This is a genomic window from Moorena sp. SIO3H5 (genome assembly GCF_010692395.1).
Lineage (GTDB): Bacteria > Cyanobacteriota > Cyanobacteriia > Cyanobacteriales > Coleofasciculaceae > Moorena.
On the sequence record NZ_JAAHHS010000010.1, the window covers coordinates 32,508 to 49,183 of the forward strand.

The window sequence follows — 16,676 nt, forward strand, 5'->3', positions numbered from 1 at the left end:
ACATTTGTGGCTAGCATGGTGCGTCTACCCAAGACCTTGCTACTGATAGGGACAGTAGCGAAGCTCACCCATTTGCTCAATCTTAAGGTAAATGCCCATGCCCACTCATGCACTATTATGCTCCAAGCAGTTGCTAGGGGGACTATACGTTAACGAAGAGGAGCAACATTCGGTATTTCCTCTCAAACATACAGACGTTTACGCCAAAATTACCGGTCACCTGTCACGGGTAGAGGTGACACAGACCTTTGATAATCCTTTCAGCGAACCCTTAGAAGCGGTCTATATATTTCCACTACCGGATCAAGCGGCGGTGGATGAGATGGAGATTAAATTAAGCGATCGCATAATTGAGGGCAATATCAAAAAACGGGAAGACGCTCAAACTATCTACGAGGAAGCTTGCAGTCAGGGGCGGACTGCGGGACTCTTAGAGCAAGAACGGGATAATATTTTTACTCAATCTCTAGCTCACATTAAACCAGGGGAGCAAATTGAGGTAACCCTTCGCTATACCGATCAGCTACAGTTCCAGGGGGGTAATTATGAATTTGTCTTCCCAATGGTAGTTGGCCCCCGTTTCATCCCTGGTACTCCCATTGATGAGAGTGGGGATACTGACTTCGTTCCCGATGCTTCCCGGATCACTCCACCCTTGATTCCGCCAGACATTCGCTCAGGTCATGACATTGGAGTAACCGTCGAGATTGACGCTGGAGTAGCAATTACAGAGGTTTATTCTACCTCCCATCAGATTAACATTGAACAACAGGGGCAAATCCTGCAGCTCAAACTGAGTCAGGAAGATACGATTCCCAACAAAGACCTGATTCTACGCTATGGGATTGCCAAGGAGCATACTCATACAACAGTACTTACCCACGCAGATCAAAGGGGCAATCATTTTGCTGTGTATCTTATCCCCGCGTTGGACTATAGCACCGATGAGATTGTGCCAAAGGATGTGGTCTTCGTGATCGATACTTCTGGTTCTCAAATGGGGGATCCTCTGCTAAAGTCTCAGGAATTGATGCGTCGGTTTATTAATGGACTCAATCCCAAGGATACCTTTACCATTATTGATGTTTCAGATACTGCTACTCAGCTATCCACCAAACCCTTATCGAATACCCCCCAAAACTGTAGAAAGGCGATTAACTACATCAATCAATTAAAAGCCAACGGTGGTACTTATTTACTCAAAGGTATTCGTAACTTGCTCAAGTTACCGGCTGCACCAGAGGGACGACTACGGAGTATTGTACTGCTAAGTGATGGCTACATTAGCAATGAGAATCAGGTACTAGCAGAAGTACAGCAACAGCTTAAACCTGGAAATCGCATCTATAGCTTTGGTGTCGGCAGTTCTCCGAACCGCTTTCTGCTCAATCGCTTAGCTGAAATTGGACGGGGAATAGCTAGAATCGTGCGTCAAGATGAACCAACTGAAGCAGTAGCGGAACAGTTTTTCCGTCAAATTAATAACCCAGTGCTAACCAATATTCACGTTACTTGGGAAGGCGCAGGGGAAGCGATAATTTATCCCAATCCCACTCCGGATCTATTTACCCAGCAGCCTTTGGTTATCTGTGGACGCATTTCTCCGATTCAAGAGTTCCAGGCAGAACAGTTGCAGGTTAGTAAGTTAAAGGTTAAAGGTTTGGAGAATAACCTATCGGACTCGAAGGCTACAGGCCAACAACTTTCAACCAAACAACTTTCAACCTTAACCCCAAACCAACCTTGGCCAAAAGGCTACGCTACGCCAACAACCCCTACTGGTACTCTCAGGATTACCGGTACTAGGGCGGATGGTAGTTACTACGAGACAAGATTTAACCTCAATTTTGATCAAGCCAACAATCCAGCCATTGCCCAGCTGTGGGGTAGAGCAAGGATTAAACACCTGATGCAGCAAATGTTGAGCTGTGAAACTAAAGCTGGGGTAGAGGCAGTTACGGAAACAGCGTTGAGTTATCAACTATTGTGCCAGTACACCGCTTTTGTGGCTGTCAGTGATCAGGTAGCGGTTGCAGGAGAAAGCCACCTCATCTCCATGCAAGTACCAGTAACAATCCCAGAAGGAGTTAACTGGGAAGGCATGATCAAAAGTACTTTTGCTAGTGCAATTGAAGATAAACTCAGGCTACAGAAGTGGCGTTCAGGGTTGAGAGCAGGGGATAAGGAGAGCAGGAGACAAGCAGGAATTGACATCAATTCCAAATTATTGCCTGATGACCAGGGGACAAAGGCGACACGGAAGCACTCTAAGATCAACCGATCTTTACTGTTTTCCCTCTCTCCCTTGTCTTCTCCCAACGCCTGGTCTTCTCCTATGCCAAGGTCTGCCCTACCAATAAGTGAATATAGGAAATTGGGGGTTAAAACCAAAGCTTGGATTCAACAGTCAGAGTATAGGCAAAACAGGTACCAAGAATCTAAGCCAATTAATGATAATGATAATCCCTGTTATGGCCATCAGGCATCAGAAATTATCCCTCAGGATTATATTACTTCTAAGACACTTCAGAATAAAAAAAATCATAATGATAATCCCTGTTATAGCCATCAGACATCAAAAATTATCACTGAGGACTATTTAGCCAATCAATCACCAGATAACTTTGAATTGACCTTGGTCTGTCCTAGATTGATTCAAAAGGTGAAGTCAGAGATATTAAGCTCAGCGGCAATCAGCCATCACAGGTTACAGTTGGTCAGAGTTAAGGGATTAGATGAAATAGGGACAACTTGTTTAACCCAACATCTGCAACGGTTGAACCTACCCCTAGGGGTAGCTGGTGAAATTGTCTTCGAGTTCCTAGTGCGTAGAGGTCGCGTGATCAGGGTGATGTGGGATGAAGCAGCCTCTACCCTGACGGAATCCCAAATGATTGATTTGATTAAGCGATCGCTTTCTTGTTGGCGAGTTCCCGAAACCTCTGTCAAAAGCGTGTGTTTAACCTTACGAATTAACGAAGGTGCAACTCAATGACATCTTGCTTAATCGTCAGATCATAATCTTGATAGAAATTGTGTCCTAGCAGTCCAATTGACAGGGATGGACTAACAGCAACCAGTAGGTTGTTAGCCACAATACCTCCTGCGGCAGCGGAGCCCAAGCGACCCAGGGGTACATCGACTGTACCATTAGCTGTATCCATCGTGGCAGTTCCTTCTGGCTTCAATGCCAAAGCTTTTGCCATTTTTGGGGTAATTGTCACGACGGATGCTCCTGTATCAACCACCATTTCAAAGGTTCGTTTACCATTAAAAGTCACATCAATTACAGGAGTGTTATAGACTCGGCGTTTGATCGGGATTGTAATCACGCCTGAACTGTTTTGTTTTGATATGCCACAAAGTTTGCCAAGGTCAATCAGATTGCCATTGGCATCCCGCATGAAACAGGGTAAATCGATTTGAGCGTTAGAAACAGCAGGAGTCATGGTGCTGGTTGTGATTACAAATAATGTTGTTAATAGTTGGATTGGTAAATAGGGTTTCACCTGATTTATATACTCCAGTATTTTTGATTAGTACAAACTTTTAGTAAAGATGAAGGATAAAGGCTGAATCGGTAATTATCGCCTAATCCTAGATTACCCAGGGAAACTATTAAACCGAAACTACTCTTAGATAGAGTTTATAGATAGAGTTTATAGCTAATACCGAATAAATAAACTAGCAGATAGGGAATCGTTGTTGGCTCCTTATCGGCAAAAGTTTGGGGAGTTATACTTAGAGCTTGCACAAATACAAAAAAACTTAATAAAGCAAGTGATAACAACTGAGAGCTTGCACCAGTACAAAAAAACTTAATAAAGGAAGTGATAACAATCGATTTCAGTACTGAAATTGATGCAGGAAGGGAACAGGGGAGCCAGCGCCAGCTGCACATTGAGCATCGGTCAGCAATCCCCACTGGGTTAGGGATTGCTGACCGATGCTCAAACAGTTGAGCTAGCAATGGGCTAACTGTCTATTGTGATAGTGCGATCGCACTCAAATGTTGCCACTATTGGTTATTCAGAACTATCTTCGACCACAGTAGTGGACTCAAACTCCCCGGTCTCTACTGCCGATTCTTCCAATATCTCATCAACAACAGTAGTGGACTCAGATTCACTTGGTGCTACCGCCGGTTGTTCCAATATCTCATCAACAACAGTAGTGGACTCAGATTCACTTGGTGTTACCGCCGGTTGTTCAGAACTATCTTCAACCACAGTAGTGGACTCAGACTCGTCGGTCTCTACTGCGGTTTGTTCCGATATCTCATCAACAACAGTAGTGGACTCAGATTCACTTGGTGCTACCACAGCTTCCTCTGATGTAATGTCCAGTTCCTCTAGCGGTTCAGGTGAGGGGCTAGGGGTGACAGCGGAACCTCCGAAGAAACTGCCAAAGCGACTCCAGATGTTTAATTTTGGCTTTTCTGACGGTTCAGGTAGAGGATTTACTGATTCAGTCCCAGTAGTTGCTTCCTCAACTTGTGCTGGGGTTTCACTGGCAGGAACCAGCTCTTCTGCTTCCAAAGTTGTTTCCAGCTCAGGTAGGTTGGGCTCAACCTCAGGGGTTGCTTCCTCCAGAATTATTGGCAGTTCACTGGGTGTTACAGATTCCTCTAGTTCTGGTATTTGCTCTGTTTCAGTAGGGGCTAATTCCCCTGGTGATGTAGTGTATTCCTCTGTAGTTTCTTTTGAATTAGTCAGTGATGGACTTGGAGCTGCTGTCTCTTCTGGTACAGGTATTGGAGTTGGCGGTGGCTGATAGTTCGGGTCTACAATACCACCAGCTTCCTCAGCTGAGAGTTGACCTAGTACTAGCTGGGAAAGGGTGTCTTCACCATTAGGCTGGTAGTTAATCACCTGTACTTTGTTGTTGAAAACATTCTTGACTGGGTTGCCCTGTTCATCGAGAAACTCTAACTCTACCCAGTTTTTGCCCTCTTTAAACCCTGTCAGATAAATCGATTCCCAACGGTCGAGTAGGAAACTTTTACCGTTCACAGTAACCCGAATATGCCAATCAACACTATCATCATCGAGATTGTCTTGAGCCACTAGCTGGGGAGGGGTATTACTCAAGGGGGTATTCGTCAAATAGAAGTCCAGCAAAATCGGCTCTGCTCCGTACTCCCCTTTTGGAACGCTGTAAGTTAGCAGTGGCAGGGCTGGATCTGGGTTGTTCTCGTCAGTTTTAGTAAAGATATGAAATGTGGTCTGGGCATAGGCACCTTCATTTTTAAAGCTCTCATCCCAGGGGCGAGAGGCAAATGCCCGCAAGGTATGGGTGCCAGGGGATAAATCCTCTAGGATTAGAGGTTGGTCTAGGTCATAGATGGCTTGGAAAGGTTGGTTGTCCAGGATGACGTTCAGATGAGGACCTATGCCTAGATCGGGATCTTGGAAAATTGGCAAGTCCTGAACCTGAAATTTCACTGATACTGTTGTATCTTCAAGCACCATGTCATCACCAGGTCTGACAATGATGACTTGAGGCTGGTAAGCCTCTAGGCTCTCACTAAGTTCTTGAATAGCTAGGGGTGGCCCTACTTCTGATAACTGATTAACTTGGTTGGTTTGGGAGCTGGCATCGATGCCAAACCGCTTCGATGTCTTGATGCGATCGCTTCCACAGGCCACCAGACCCCAAACTAAAATCGTTGTGATTAGGAAGAAAAAAAGTCTTTTCACCATGATTATCTGGCTGTTCCTACCCAACAAGCCATCTCCTTTGATCACCAGCCTTTAATCTTAACTTACAGGTTGACCTCTAGTCTTGCTGCTTGTCTAATGGTGTTGGTCTATGAGCGTTGGGGTTACCTATTGGCAGGATGATCAAGTCTGTTATAACTTTTTCCCTCTTGGTGCCCGTTCTCTTGGTTAGGGGATCTCCCAGGGGTCGCACCCCTGTTTCAAGTCTTCCGCTTTTTTATAAATATTCCGCTTCTCTATTAACAATATCCCTAGACGTTCAACCTTTGAGGGTCGTCTGTATAGATTGGGGACACTTTTTTTAAAATATTTAGCATTTCTTTACGTTTTGTAACATTTTGAATAAATTATCATTGATTTTTTCTATAGTTAGTTTTGATTTGTTGTGATGGCGGCTTAGACACAAACAGTGGTATACCTATTGATACTGCTAATTGAAAATAGTTAACGATTATCCAAAAAATTGTTAACTATTTTTAACTGAATTCAAAAAGCGCCTGAAGCAAGACCTATTATCTTCTAAGGGAGGTATCCGTTTTGACGTAAATTCAGAACAGGTCCTTGCTTCCGTTAGAAAGCAGTGATTAAAAAAATGCTTTCTTACCCATAAAAATAAAACTCCCCTAGGGGTATTAGTCGTTCCTTGTCTAGAGAGGAGATTCCTCATGCCACTCGAGGTCGATAAAGACCCGGTACCAGCTTCTTTTGAGAAGTGGGGTAAGCCAGGTCATTTTGATCGAACCCTAGCGAGAGGTCCCAAAACCACCACTTGGATTTGGAACCTTCACGCTAACGCTCATGATTTCGATAGTCATACCAGTGACTTAGAAGACGTTTCTCGGAAAATTTTTAGTGCACACTTCGGTCACCTAGCCGTTGTCTTTGTTTGGTTGAGCGGCATGTACTTCCATGGTGCTCGTTTTTCCAACTACGAAGCATGGCTGAGTGATCCCACTACTATTAAGCCCAGTGCTCAAGTGGTTTGGCCTGTGGTTGGTCAAGGCATTTTGAATGGCGATGTTGGTGGGGGCTTCCACGGCATCCAAATCACCTCTGGTTTCTTCCAGCTGTGGCGTGCTTCCGGTATCACCAATAGCACCCAACTGTACGCAACAGCTATTGGTGGTCTGGTAATGGCAGCCCTGATGCTATTTGCTGGCTGGTTCCACTACCACAAGAAAGCTCCGAAACTGTCATGGTTCCAGAGCGTGGAGTCGATGATGAACCACCACTTAGCCGTGCTGCTGGGCTGCGGCTGCCTGGGTTGGGCAGGTCACCAGATCCATGTGTCTTTGCCCATCAACAAGCTCTTGGATTCTGGGGTGGCTCCTAGTGAGATTCCACTGCCCCATGAGTTCTTATTCGATCAGAGCTTTATGGCAGATCTTTATCCCAGTTTTGCTCAGGGCATAACCCCCTTCTTCACCCTGAACTGGGGCGTCTACTCTGACTTCCTCACCTTCAATGGTGGTCTGAATCCAGTAACCGGTGGATTGTGGTTGTCAGATACCGCTCACCATCACTTAGCTCTAGCAGTACTGTTCATCATTGCTGGCCACATGTACCGTAATACCTACGGTATTGGTCATAGCATGAAGGAAATTCTAGAGGCTCATAAGGGTCCGTTCACTGGCGAAGGACACAAAGGTCTTTATGAAATCCTGACTACGTCTTGGCATGCCCAGCTAGCGATTAACCTAGCCATGCTAGGCTCCCTGACCATAATTGTGGCTCATCATATGTACGCGATGCCTCCGTATCCGTACCTTGCCACAGACTATGGTACTCAGCTGTGCCTATTCACCCACCATATGTGGATTGGTGCCTTCTGTATTGTCGGAGGCGCAGCCCATGGTGCTATTTTCATGGTGCGGGACTATGACCCAGCCAAGAATGTGAACAACCTACTAGACCGGGTGATCCGTCACCGCGATGCAATTATCTCTCACCTGAACTGGGTGTGTATCTGGTTAGGTTTCCATTCCTTTGGTCTTTACATTCACAACGATACAATGCGGGCTTTGGGTCGTCCTCAGGATATGTTCTCTGATACGGCGATTCAACTACAGCCAATCTTTGCCCAGTGGATTCAAAACATCCACAACGTAGCGCCGGGAGGAACTGCTCCCAATGCTTTGGAAACAGTTAGCTATGCCTTTGGCGGAGGCATGGTAGAAGTAGGCGGTAAAGTGGCAATGATGCCGATTGAGCTGGGTACTGCGGACTTTATGGTTCACCATATCCATGCGTTCACCATCCATGTCACTGCACTAATTCTGCTCAAAGGGGTACTGTTTGCCCGTTCGTCACGTCTGATCCCCGATAAAGCTAACTTAGGCTTCCGCTTCCCCTGCGATGGTCCAGGTCGTGGCGGTACCTGCCAGGTATCCGGTTGGGATCATGTTTTCCTAGGCTTGTTCTGGATGTATAACTGCATCTCTGTGGTTATTTTCCACTTCAGCTGGAAGATGCAATCTGATGTCTGGGGAACAGTATTCCCAGATGGGACTGTGTCTCACATTACCAATGGCAACTTTGCCCAAAGTGCAATCACCATCAATGGCTGGTTACGGGACTTTTTGTGGGCACAAGCCTCAAATGTAATCACATCTTACGGCTCAGCTCTGTCGGCATACGGCATAATGTTCCTAGCTGGTCACTTCGTCTTTGCCTTTAGCCTGATGTTCCTATTTAGTGGTCGTGGTTACTGGCAAGAACTGATCGAATCCATCGTTTGGGCTCATAATAAATTGAAAGTAGCCCCATCGATTCAGCCTCGTGCTCTGAGCATCACTCAGGGTCGGGCTGTAGGGGTAGCTCACTACCTCCTGGGAGGAATCGTCGTTACCTGGTCATTCTTCATAGCACGAATCCTGTCAGTGGGATAACTGCTTACCAGGAATCGATGCGAAACCTTGAGTGGGATACCATAACCTGTGTCTCGCCTGTCGATACCCTAAGCAACCTGGAACTTCGGTTCCAGGGGGTTAATTAAGAAAAAACAATGAGCAGCATGATTGCATAAGTCTCATAGGTCAGCGAGGAGAATTTCCTTAAAAGCATATGGCAACAAAATTTCCAAAATTTAGCCAGGACCTCGCTCAAGATCCGACAACACGTCGAATCTGGTACGGGATTGCCACAGCCCATGACTTTGAAAGCCATGATGGCATGACCGAGGAGAATCTATATCAAAAGATTTTTGCTTCTCACTTCGGCCATCTTGCAATCATTTTCTTGTGGACGTCTGGCACCCTGTTCCACGTAGCCTGGCAAGGTAACTTTGAAGAGTGGATTAAAGATCCTGAAACTGTTAAGCCCATCGCCCACGCGATTTGGGATCCCCAATTTGGCTCAGGGGCAATTGATGCCTTCACCCAAGCTGGTGCTTCTAGCCCGGTAAATATCGCCTATTCCGGTGTTTACCACTGGTTTTACACCATTGGTATGACAACCAATAACCAACTGCATGGTGGTGCCATGTTCTTGTTATTGTTGTCATCCCTATTACTGTTTGCAGGTTGGTTGCACTTACAGCCTAAATTCCGCCCCAGCTTGAGCTGGTTCAAGAATGCAGAGTCTAGGCTGAATCACCACTTGGCAGGTTTGTTTGGTGTTAGCTCCTTAGCTTGGGCAGGTCACTTGATTCACGTGGCTATCCCCGCATCTCGCGGACAGCGGGTTGGTTGGGATAACTTCCTGAGTGTCAAACCCCATGCAGCTGGATTAGGACCTTTCTTTACCGGGAATTGGGGAGTCTATGCCCAGAACCCAGATACCGCTGGACATATCTTTGGTACCTCTGACGGTGCAGGGACAGCGATTCTGACCTTCTTGGGTGGCTTCCATCCCCAGACTGAGTCCTTGTGGTTGACCGATATCGCCCATCACCACTTGGCGATCGCAGTGATCTTCATCATTGCCGGTCATATGTACCGCACCAACTGGGGTATTGGTCACAGCATCAAGGAGATTCATAGTGCCCACAATCCCCCGGCAAGTACTCCCTTTGGAGGCATGTTAGGTGAGGGTCACAAGGGTCTATATGACACCATCAACAACTCTCTCCACTTCCAGTTAGGGTTAGCCCTGGCTTGTTTGGGTGTGGTCTGTTCCTTGGTAGCCCAACATATGTATGCGCTGCCGTCCTATGCGTTCATAGCCAAGGATCACACCACGATGGCAGCACTGTATACTCACCATCAGTACATTGCTGGTTTCTTGATGGTTGGAGCCTTCGCTCATGGTGCTATCTTCTTTGTGCGGGATTATGACCCAGAGGCTAATAAGAATAATGTGTTAGCCCGGATGCTGGAACACAAAGAAGCTCTGATTTCTCACCTGAGCTGGGTAACTCTGTTCTTAGGTTTCCATACCTTAGGACTCTATGTTCACAACGACGTCGTGGTTGCTTTCGGCACCCCCGAGAAGCAAATCCTGGTTGAGCCAGTATTTGCTCAGTTCATCCAAGCGGCTCACGGTAAACTGCTATACGGCTTTGACACTCTGCTGTCCAATCCCGATAGCTTAGCTGCTGGCGCTGGTGCAGCTTACCTACCTGGCTGGATGGATGCCATCAACAGCGGAGCTAACTCCCTGTTCCTGACCATTGGTCCTGGCGATTTCTTGGTACACCATGCGATCGCTCTAGGTTTGCACACCACCACCCTGATTCTAGTCAAGGGTGCGCTGGATGCCCGTGGTTCCAAGCTAATGCCCGACAAGAAGGACTTCGGTTATGCCTTCCCTTGTGATGGTCCTGGCCGTGGTGGTACTTGCGACATCTCTGCTTGGGATGCCTTCTACCTCGCCATGTTCTGGATGCTCAACACCTTAGGCTGGTTGACCTTCTACTGGCACTGGAAGCATCTGTGCGTCTGGCAAGGTAACGTGGCTCAGTTCAATGAGAACTCTACTTATCTCATGGGCTGGTTCCGGGATTACCTGTGGGCTAACTCTGCTCCGTTGATCAATGGTTACAGCCCGTTTGGAACCAACAACCTGTCTGTCTGGGCTTGGATGTTCCTCTTCGCACATCTAGTTTGGGCAACTGGTTTCATGTTCCTGATCTCGTGGCGTGGTTACTGGCAAGAGCTAATCGAAACCTTGGTCTGGGCACACGAGCGTACTCCTCTGGCTAACTTGGTTAGTTGGAAGGATAAGCCTGTTGCGCTGTCCATCGTTCAAGCTCGTCTGGTTGGTTTAACCCACTTCACGGTAGGTTATATACTTACCTACGCCGCATTCTTGATTGCCTCGACAGCTGGTGCATTTGGCTAATGGTTGCTGAAACTAGCTTTTTAGGTATTTAAATTGTAGGTAATTAATTTAAATCTCCTACCTTCCGGTGGGGGATTTTTTGTTGTCTACCAAAAGCGATTGACTTGCTTGTCATGCTACGGGAACGCAGATTCGGAACAGGTAAACAACCGCTGAAACCTTGATTATTTCGTCAGTTTTAGGTCTACTGAATAAAATTCCATGGCTTAGCAGTAGCAAAACTATAGCGCTATATCACATATCAGTGATTATCAGGGAAAATAGTATTGACAAAAACTATAAAATGTGGTATAGAAAAGACAACTAGTGAATCATTTAAATGAACAACTATCTGGCTCTGTTACTGATTCCCCCAGAATCAGGTAACTCTGCTCTACTTAAATCCTGCCATGCAATCTCCTACGTAGTACTGAGTAGTGAGAGGGCGAGGTCGTCAGGGGGTCGCTGCTACTGTTCATAAATGATAAAGGATTGGCAGATAGATAAATAAGTACAGGACTTATCCATCCAGAAGTGTAAAACCTATGTAATTCTGTGATCCGTAGGTGATCCGAAGTTCCCTATTGGCTAAAACCTTGATTCTTGGTTTGAGCTGGATATGTTCTATTAAGTTATATCAGAATTGACACCTTTTGAAGCTTCAAAATTTTTATGAAAGACCTAAAGCCCAATGATTTACTTGATGGGCGTTATCGAGTAATTGATACCTTAGCCCAAGGTGGGTTTGGAAAAACTTACATTGCCGAAGATACTCGCCGACCCACTAATCCCCAGTGCGTTATCAAACAACTGAAGCCACCTACCAATCATCCCAAATCCTTGGAAAATGCCAGACGTTTGTTCCGAACTGAAGCCGAAACTCTAGAGAGACTGGGGAAGAATGACCAAATTCCGATGCTTTTAGCTTACTTCGAGGAAGATGAAGAGTTTTACCTGGTTCAAGAGTTTATTGAAGGAAACACCCTCAGCACTGAAATAAAACCTGGTCAAAGCTGGTCTGAAAGCCAAGTTCGTCAAATGCTTCAGGAAGTCTTGAGAGCTCTCAGCTTTATCCACCAAAATCGAGTTATCCATCGTGATATCAAGCCCGATAATATCATCCGACGACATCGGGACAATAAGCTGGTTTTAGTTGACTTCGGCACAGTCAAGCAAATTCGCGGACCCAACCATCAAGTCAGTGGCACAATCGCCGTTGGAACCCCTGGTTATATGTCCACAGAACAAGGTAGAGGTAATCCTCGTGCCAACAGTGATATTTATGGTCTTGGCATGATTGCTATCCAGGCCGTAACTGGCTTAACGATTAATCAAATTCAAGAAGACCCTAATACTGGAGAAGTGATTTGGGAACCTTGGGCAAAGATCAGCGATGACTTAAAGTGGATTCTCTCTAAGATGGTGCGCTACCATTTTAGGGAACGTTATCAGTCTGCCACAGAGGTTCTACAGGCTCTTGAGTCATACCCACAAGTCTCATTACCACAACAGCAATCAGTACAACAGCCGACAATAATACAACCGACACTAGTTCCGCAACAGCACTCTTCAGTCCCCTCAACAGGGATTCCATCGATACCACAGTCTGGGCAACCTCAACCCACAGATATTTCATTACCACCATCTCAACTTTCGGCAACAGCAGCCTCATCGGCGCAACCGTTTGCTGGGTCTCAGTCTTCGGGAGTTGGCTCTCAAAACCCTCGTCGGTTATTGCTCCCCATCGGTGTCGCCACTACTTTTATTGGCATCCTTATCTATTTAATCTGGTTATTTTTATTTAATAACACTCCCAATACTACGGAGTCAGCCAACCCATCACCTTTTGCTACGAATCCTCAAATTACTCCAACTTCAATACCTGATCAGAGTAATATTCAAGCTCGAATTAGCTTTGGAGAAAAGTCCCTAGTTAAAACAGAAGAGGTAGGCACTCCAAATCTGCAATTTCAAGCTGCCAAACAACAGGGTATGAAAGCCATGGCTGCTCGTGATTATGACAAAGCCATGAATAACTTTGAAGCAGCAATTCGGAAATATCCCAACGCTCCTGAAACTCTAATTTATCTCAATAATTCTCGTATTGGTAATCAGAAATCCTATACTATTGCTGTCGCTGGACCGATTGCTACTGACCCCGATGGCACATTAGCAATTTTGCGTGGCGTTGCTCAAGCTCAAGATGAAATAAATAAAACTGGGGGAATTAATGGCGTACCCCTTAAAGTAGCTATTACCAGTGATGATCAAAATCCCGATACTGCTAAAAAAATTGCGTCAGAATTGGTCAACAATCCGGAAATATTAGGTGTAATTGGTCATTCCGCTAGCAGTGTAACCTTAGCCGCAGGAGAAGTATATAATTCCGGTAAACTAGCAGCTATCTCTGCTGTTAGTACTTCCGTAAAGTTGTCAAACTTTAGCCCCTATGTGTTTCGCTCAGTGCCAAATGATGCGTTTTCAGCCAGAGCCTTAGCTAACTACATGCTCACCCAGTTGAAAAAGCAGAATGCAGCGGTTTTCTATAATTCTAAGAGTGACTACAGCAAGTCTCTCAGAACTGAATTTGTCACAGCGGTTTCTCTAGGAGGAGCACAAGTTGTTGATGAGATTGACATCTCCAATCCAGATTTTAATCCTGCTACACTTGTAGAACAAGCGATTGAGCGGGGAGCACAGGTGCTATTTTTAGCTCCTAACCCAGCAGTTCTAGATCAAGCTTTGGAGGTTGTTAAGGTCAATGGTAAACGTCTAAGTCTGTTGGGAGGAGATGTAATGTATTCTCCCAAAACTTTAGAGAAAGGTTCAGAAAACGCTGGTGAAATGGTGGTAGCTGTTTTTTGGGATATTGATAGCAACCCTCAGTCAGACTTTGTCCGTAAATCCAAAGCCCTTTGGAATGCCGAGGTTAACTGGCGCACAGCCATGGCTTACGATGGAACCCAGGCTTTGATAGAAGCCCTGAAACGTAATCCTACTCGTGCTGGTGTTCAAGAAGCCCTCTCAGCCTCAGACTTTGTAGCACCTGGAGTATCTGGTTCAATTCGGTTTTTGCGTTCAGGCGATCGCAATGGTTCAGTCCAACTAGTAAAAATTATTCCGAATCAGAACACTTCCAGCGGTTACGATTTCCTGCCCATACCCTCTAATTAGTTTTAGGAGTTTTAGTTAGCTAATAGCTTACTATTATTGTAGTATAACTGTGTATTAATTGTATAATGTATAATACTTATTGAATTGAACAAATTAGACCGATTTAAACTGGAGTTTAGACTCAAATCCAGTTAGTCTAAACTCCAGAATAATGAATTATATAATCAACCGTTAATCAAAAATGATTTGTATGACCATTGAAGTGGTGACTATTGGTTTCAGACATCCTCTGAGTGGATATTCAGCCATCAACACTCAACACTTAATACTCAATTTTGAAACACCGAATCCCCTGCGTCAACCCGGAGATTACCTATTTTCCAACCTAGAGAAATCGGTTCATTACCATTAACTGGTTTGTACAGGTCAAGGTGTTTTGACCAGTCATGTTCTTTCCCATTTCGGGTCAGAATTGGCAAGTCATTTTTAGGATTGTAGGTCAGTTCAATACTCTCACCAGTGCTACCAATCCACTCCACTTTACCTAGGTCAATTTCACGTAAATCTAACTGACTTTTTTTCTTAACTGCCTGTTTGAAATCCTCATAGTTACCATGAGATTCCTCTTCTCCCACTTCTAGAGCAAAGCCAGCATAGCTATTGCCTAGGGGTGTTGCCTTCAGAGTTTTTTCCTGACTATAGAGCTTGGCAAATTTCTGGTTCGGTATAACCACCTCAGTATAGGTATCTAAATTAATCGAGCGAATCGCTAACCAAGTTTTCTCCAGTTTAAAGAACCAAATCCCGTCTTCTATTTCTGCTTGAGCCGTCTTAGGCAATTGGAAAAAGAATGGTCTATCCTTTGCTGGTCTTAACCACAAAACTAGGTTACGGTATTGCCCAACTTGGTCTCCCTGATGTTTTCCTGGTTTCACCCAATCACCACCAGTATTAGCAACAAAATAATCCACACCCCGCTTTTGATTGTATGCCATTAGCTTGAATGGTCCGACATCACCAGCGGGGAACTCACCGGCCAAACTCCCCAACTGATAGGTATGACCAAAGAAGGTCGTTTCCCAATATCCTGGTTTATCCTCACCTCCAGGTTTCCAATTTTCGTAGACCGGTTTACTAGCCAGGATTTCCACAGGTTTCTGAAACTGCTTACGAGCTAACTTTACCACCGCCTGGGGAGGTCGATAGGCGCTAGTAATTACGTGAATTACATCCCGTTCTGGCTTAGGATTGACTAAGGTAACATCTCCAAAATAAAGCCAGAATAGACGGGCAGCACTGGCCCCGTAGACTACATTACTTTTGCCGTAATCCCGCTTGGTCGGTCCGCCAAAACCACCTCGATAATATTTCACTGCTGCCGCCGCTGACATCCAATCTAGAGCTGCTTTGGCCAGTTGTTTCACCTCCGGCTCCTTCGCAAAGTCGTAGAGATTTAGGTAAGCCGCAAAGGTGTGGCCATGGTAAGTCTCTGAATCCCACTCTCCCATACCAATGTTGTAGAGCGCCCAGACATAGCGCTGAATTTTCTTTTTATACAGACGCCTAGTCTGTTCATTTCCGGTTTCCTCCGCCATCAGATAAACGGAAATCTCTCGCATTGCCCGGAGATTGTCCGTGTTGCGTCCATCCACCCAACCTCCTCGCACATCCGGTCCCCAACCATCACCACCTTTTCCCTTACCATAAATGGGGTGAGGACGTCCCTTGGGGTCTGTTTCTGTCCAGGTTTTGGCACCGTCAAACATTCGCTGTTTGTAGCTCGGGTCGAGAAATTGCCCAAAGAAGAAGTATTTTCGGATTTGTCCCTTGAGGGTGAAAGCGTAATAGTAGTCAATACCCTCAGTGTGTTGGTTATCTTTAGCTTGGGCATCTTCTGATTGCAGAAACTCTAGGGCTTTCTCCCGATTGCCAACAATAAAATCAAACATGGCATAGGGATAAGACCGCTTCTCATTTTCCCCATAGTTGTTGCCATAACCTTTACCACCGTAGTACTGAATCGCCTGGTTAGCTCGCACCCAGAATTCTGATTCCAATTCAGGAGTCCACTGATTCCTATACTTGGTCGCAATCGGTAAGGGTTCAATCTGAATTAGATCAGCAACAGATCTGCTAATCACTGGTTTAGCTTGTAGCGCTGGTGTGGTCGATATAACTTGGTGGGTACAGCCCAAGACAGCACCAGCGACAAAGAAAGCATTGCTTAATAATGGAATGATTTTAACAGTGAGGTGGAATGGGCATCTTGGTGGAACTGGCATCTTGGGTAGAACTGGCATCTTGGGTAGAACTGGCATCTTGGGTAGAACTGGCATCTTGGGTAGAACTGGCATCTTGCCAGTTTCATGCTTATTTTCGGGCAGGCAGGATGCCCACTCTACTGCTATTCATGGGAAGATTCAGCCACCCGACAAAAGAAGCTACTAGTAAGTGACGAGATTTCCGAGATTTCACCAGATTTCACCAATTGTAGCGATTGCTCTCAATTCTTACACAAGAACCAACACTGTACACCTGAGCGTCAACCCTAAATTAAACATCGGCACTTCACAATTTTTAATC

The 16,676-nt window shown here is 45.6% G+C and carries 8 protein-coding genes; 5 read left to right on the top strand and 3 right to left on the bottom strand.

Going from position 1 to position 16,676, the window contains the following annotated elements; all coding sequences use genetic code 11:
- Window positions 1–91: 91 nt before the first annotated feature.
- Window positions 92–2,995, top strand: coding sequence for a VIT domain-containing protein (locus F6K52_RS02645; protein WP_293073646.1), 2,904 nt, complete (start codon window positions 92–94; stop codon window positions 2,993–2,995).
- Here the strand turns inward: F6K52_RS02645 and F6K52_RS02650 are convergent.
- Both F6K52_RS02650 and F6K52_RS02655 read right to left on the bottom strand, forming a co-directional pair.
- Complete coding sequence (locus tag F6K52_RS02650; protein WP_293073648.1) at window positions 2,973–3,509, bottom strand: retropepsin-like aspartic protease; 537 nt, start codon at window positions 3,507–3,509, stop codon at window positions 2,973–2,975. The two genes, F6K52_RS02645 and F6K52_RS02650, sit on opposite strands and share 23 nt — an antisense overlap.
- 516 nt (window positions 3,510–4,025) lie before the next feature.
- Window positions 4,026–5,702: a hypothetical protein gene (locus F6K52_RS02655; protein ID WP_293073651.1), complete on the bottom strand. Its 1,677-nt coding sequence runs from the start codon at window positions 5,700–5,702 to the stop codon at window positions 4,026–4,028.
- 683 nt (window positions 5,703–6,385) lie between these two features.
- On the opposite strand from F6K52_RS02655, the gene psaA reads away from it, so the two are divergent.
- From psaA to F6K52_RS02670, 3 genes are all read left to right on the top strand, one after another.
- Entirely contained in the window at window positions 6,386–8,608 is a 2,223-nt protein-coding gene (gene psaA, locus F6K52_RS02660) for a photosystem I core protein PsaA (protein WP_293073653.1), read from the top strand.
- Window positions 8,609–8,783: 175 nt separating this feature from the next.
- A complete protein-coding gene (gene psaB, locus F6K52_RS02665; protein ID WP_293073655.1) occupies window positions 8,784–11,000 on the top strand; it encodes a photosystem I core protein PsaB in 2,217 nt (738 codons plus the stop codon).
- 651 nt (window positions 11,001–11,651) lie between these two features.
- The gene (locus tag F6K52_RS02670) at window positions 11,652–14,153 is read left to right on the top strand and encodes a bifunctional serine/threonine-protein kinase/ABC transporter substrate-binding protein (protein WP_293073657.1); all 2,502 of its coding nucleotides are present in this window, start codon (window positions 11,652–11,654) and stop codon (window positions 14,151–14,153) included.
- Window positions 14,154–14,422: 269 nt separating this feature from the next.
- Here the strand turns inward: F6K52_RS02670 and F6K52_RS02675 are convergent, their stop codons facing one another.
- Complete coding sequence (locus F6K52_RS02675) at window positions 14,423–16,375, bottom strand: hypothetical protein (RefSeq protein WP_293073660.1); 1,953 nt, start codon at window positions 16,373–16,375, stop codon at window positions 14,423–14,425.
- Here F6K52_RS02675 and F6K52_RS02680 point away from each other — a divergent pair.
- The gene (locus F6K52_RS02680; RefSeq protein WP_293073662.1) at window positions 16,351–16,548 is read left to right on the top strand and encodes a hypothetical protein; all 198 of its coding nucleotides are present in this window, start codon (window positions 16,351–16,353) and stop codon (window positions 16,546–16,548) included. The genes F6K52_RS02675 and F6K52_RS02680 overlap by 25 nt on opposite strands.
- The last annotated feature ends 128 nt before the right edge of the window (window positions 16,549–16,676 follow it).

Coding starts and splice junctions, on each gene's coding strand:
- F6K52_RS02645 (WP_293073646.1), top strand. CDS start 92: ATGCCCATGCCCACTCATGCACTATTATGCTCCAAGCAGTTGCTAGGG.
- F6K52_RS02655 (WP_293073651.1), bottom strand. CDS start 5,702: ATGGTGAAAAGACTTTTTTTCTTCCTAATCACAACGATTTTAGTTTGG.
- psaA (WP_293073653.1), top strand. CDS start 6,386: ATGCCACTCGAGGTCGATAAAGACCCGGTACCAGCTTCTTTTGAGAAG.
- psaB (WP_293073655.1), top strand. CDS start 8,784: ATGGCAACAAAATTTCCAAAATTTAGCCAGGACCTCGCTCAAGATCCG.
- F6K52_RS02670 (WP_293073657.1), top strand. CDS start 11,652: ATGAAAGACCTAAAGCCCAATGATTTACTTGATGGGCGTTATCGAGTA.
- F6K52_RS02680 (WP_293073662.1), top strand. CDS start 16,351: ATGGGCATCTTGGTGGAACTGGCATCTTGGGTAGAACTGGCATCTTGG.
- F6K52_RS02675 (WP_293073660.1), bottom strand. CDS start 16,375: ATGCCAGTTCCACCAAGATGCCCATTCCACCTCACTGTTAAAATCATT.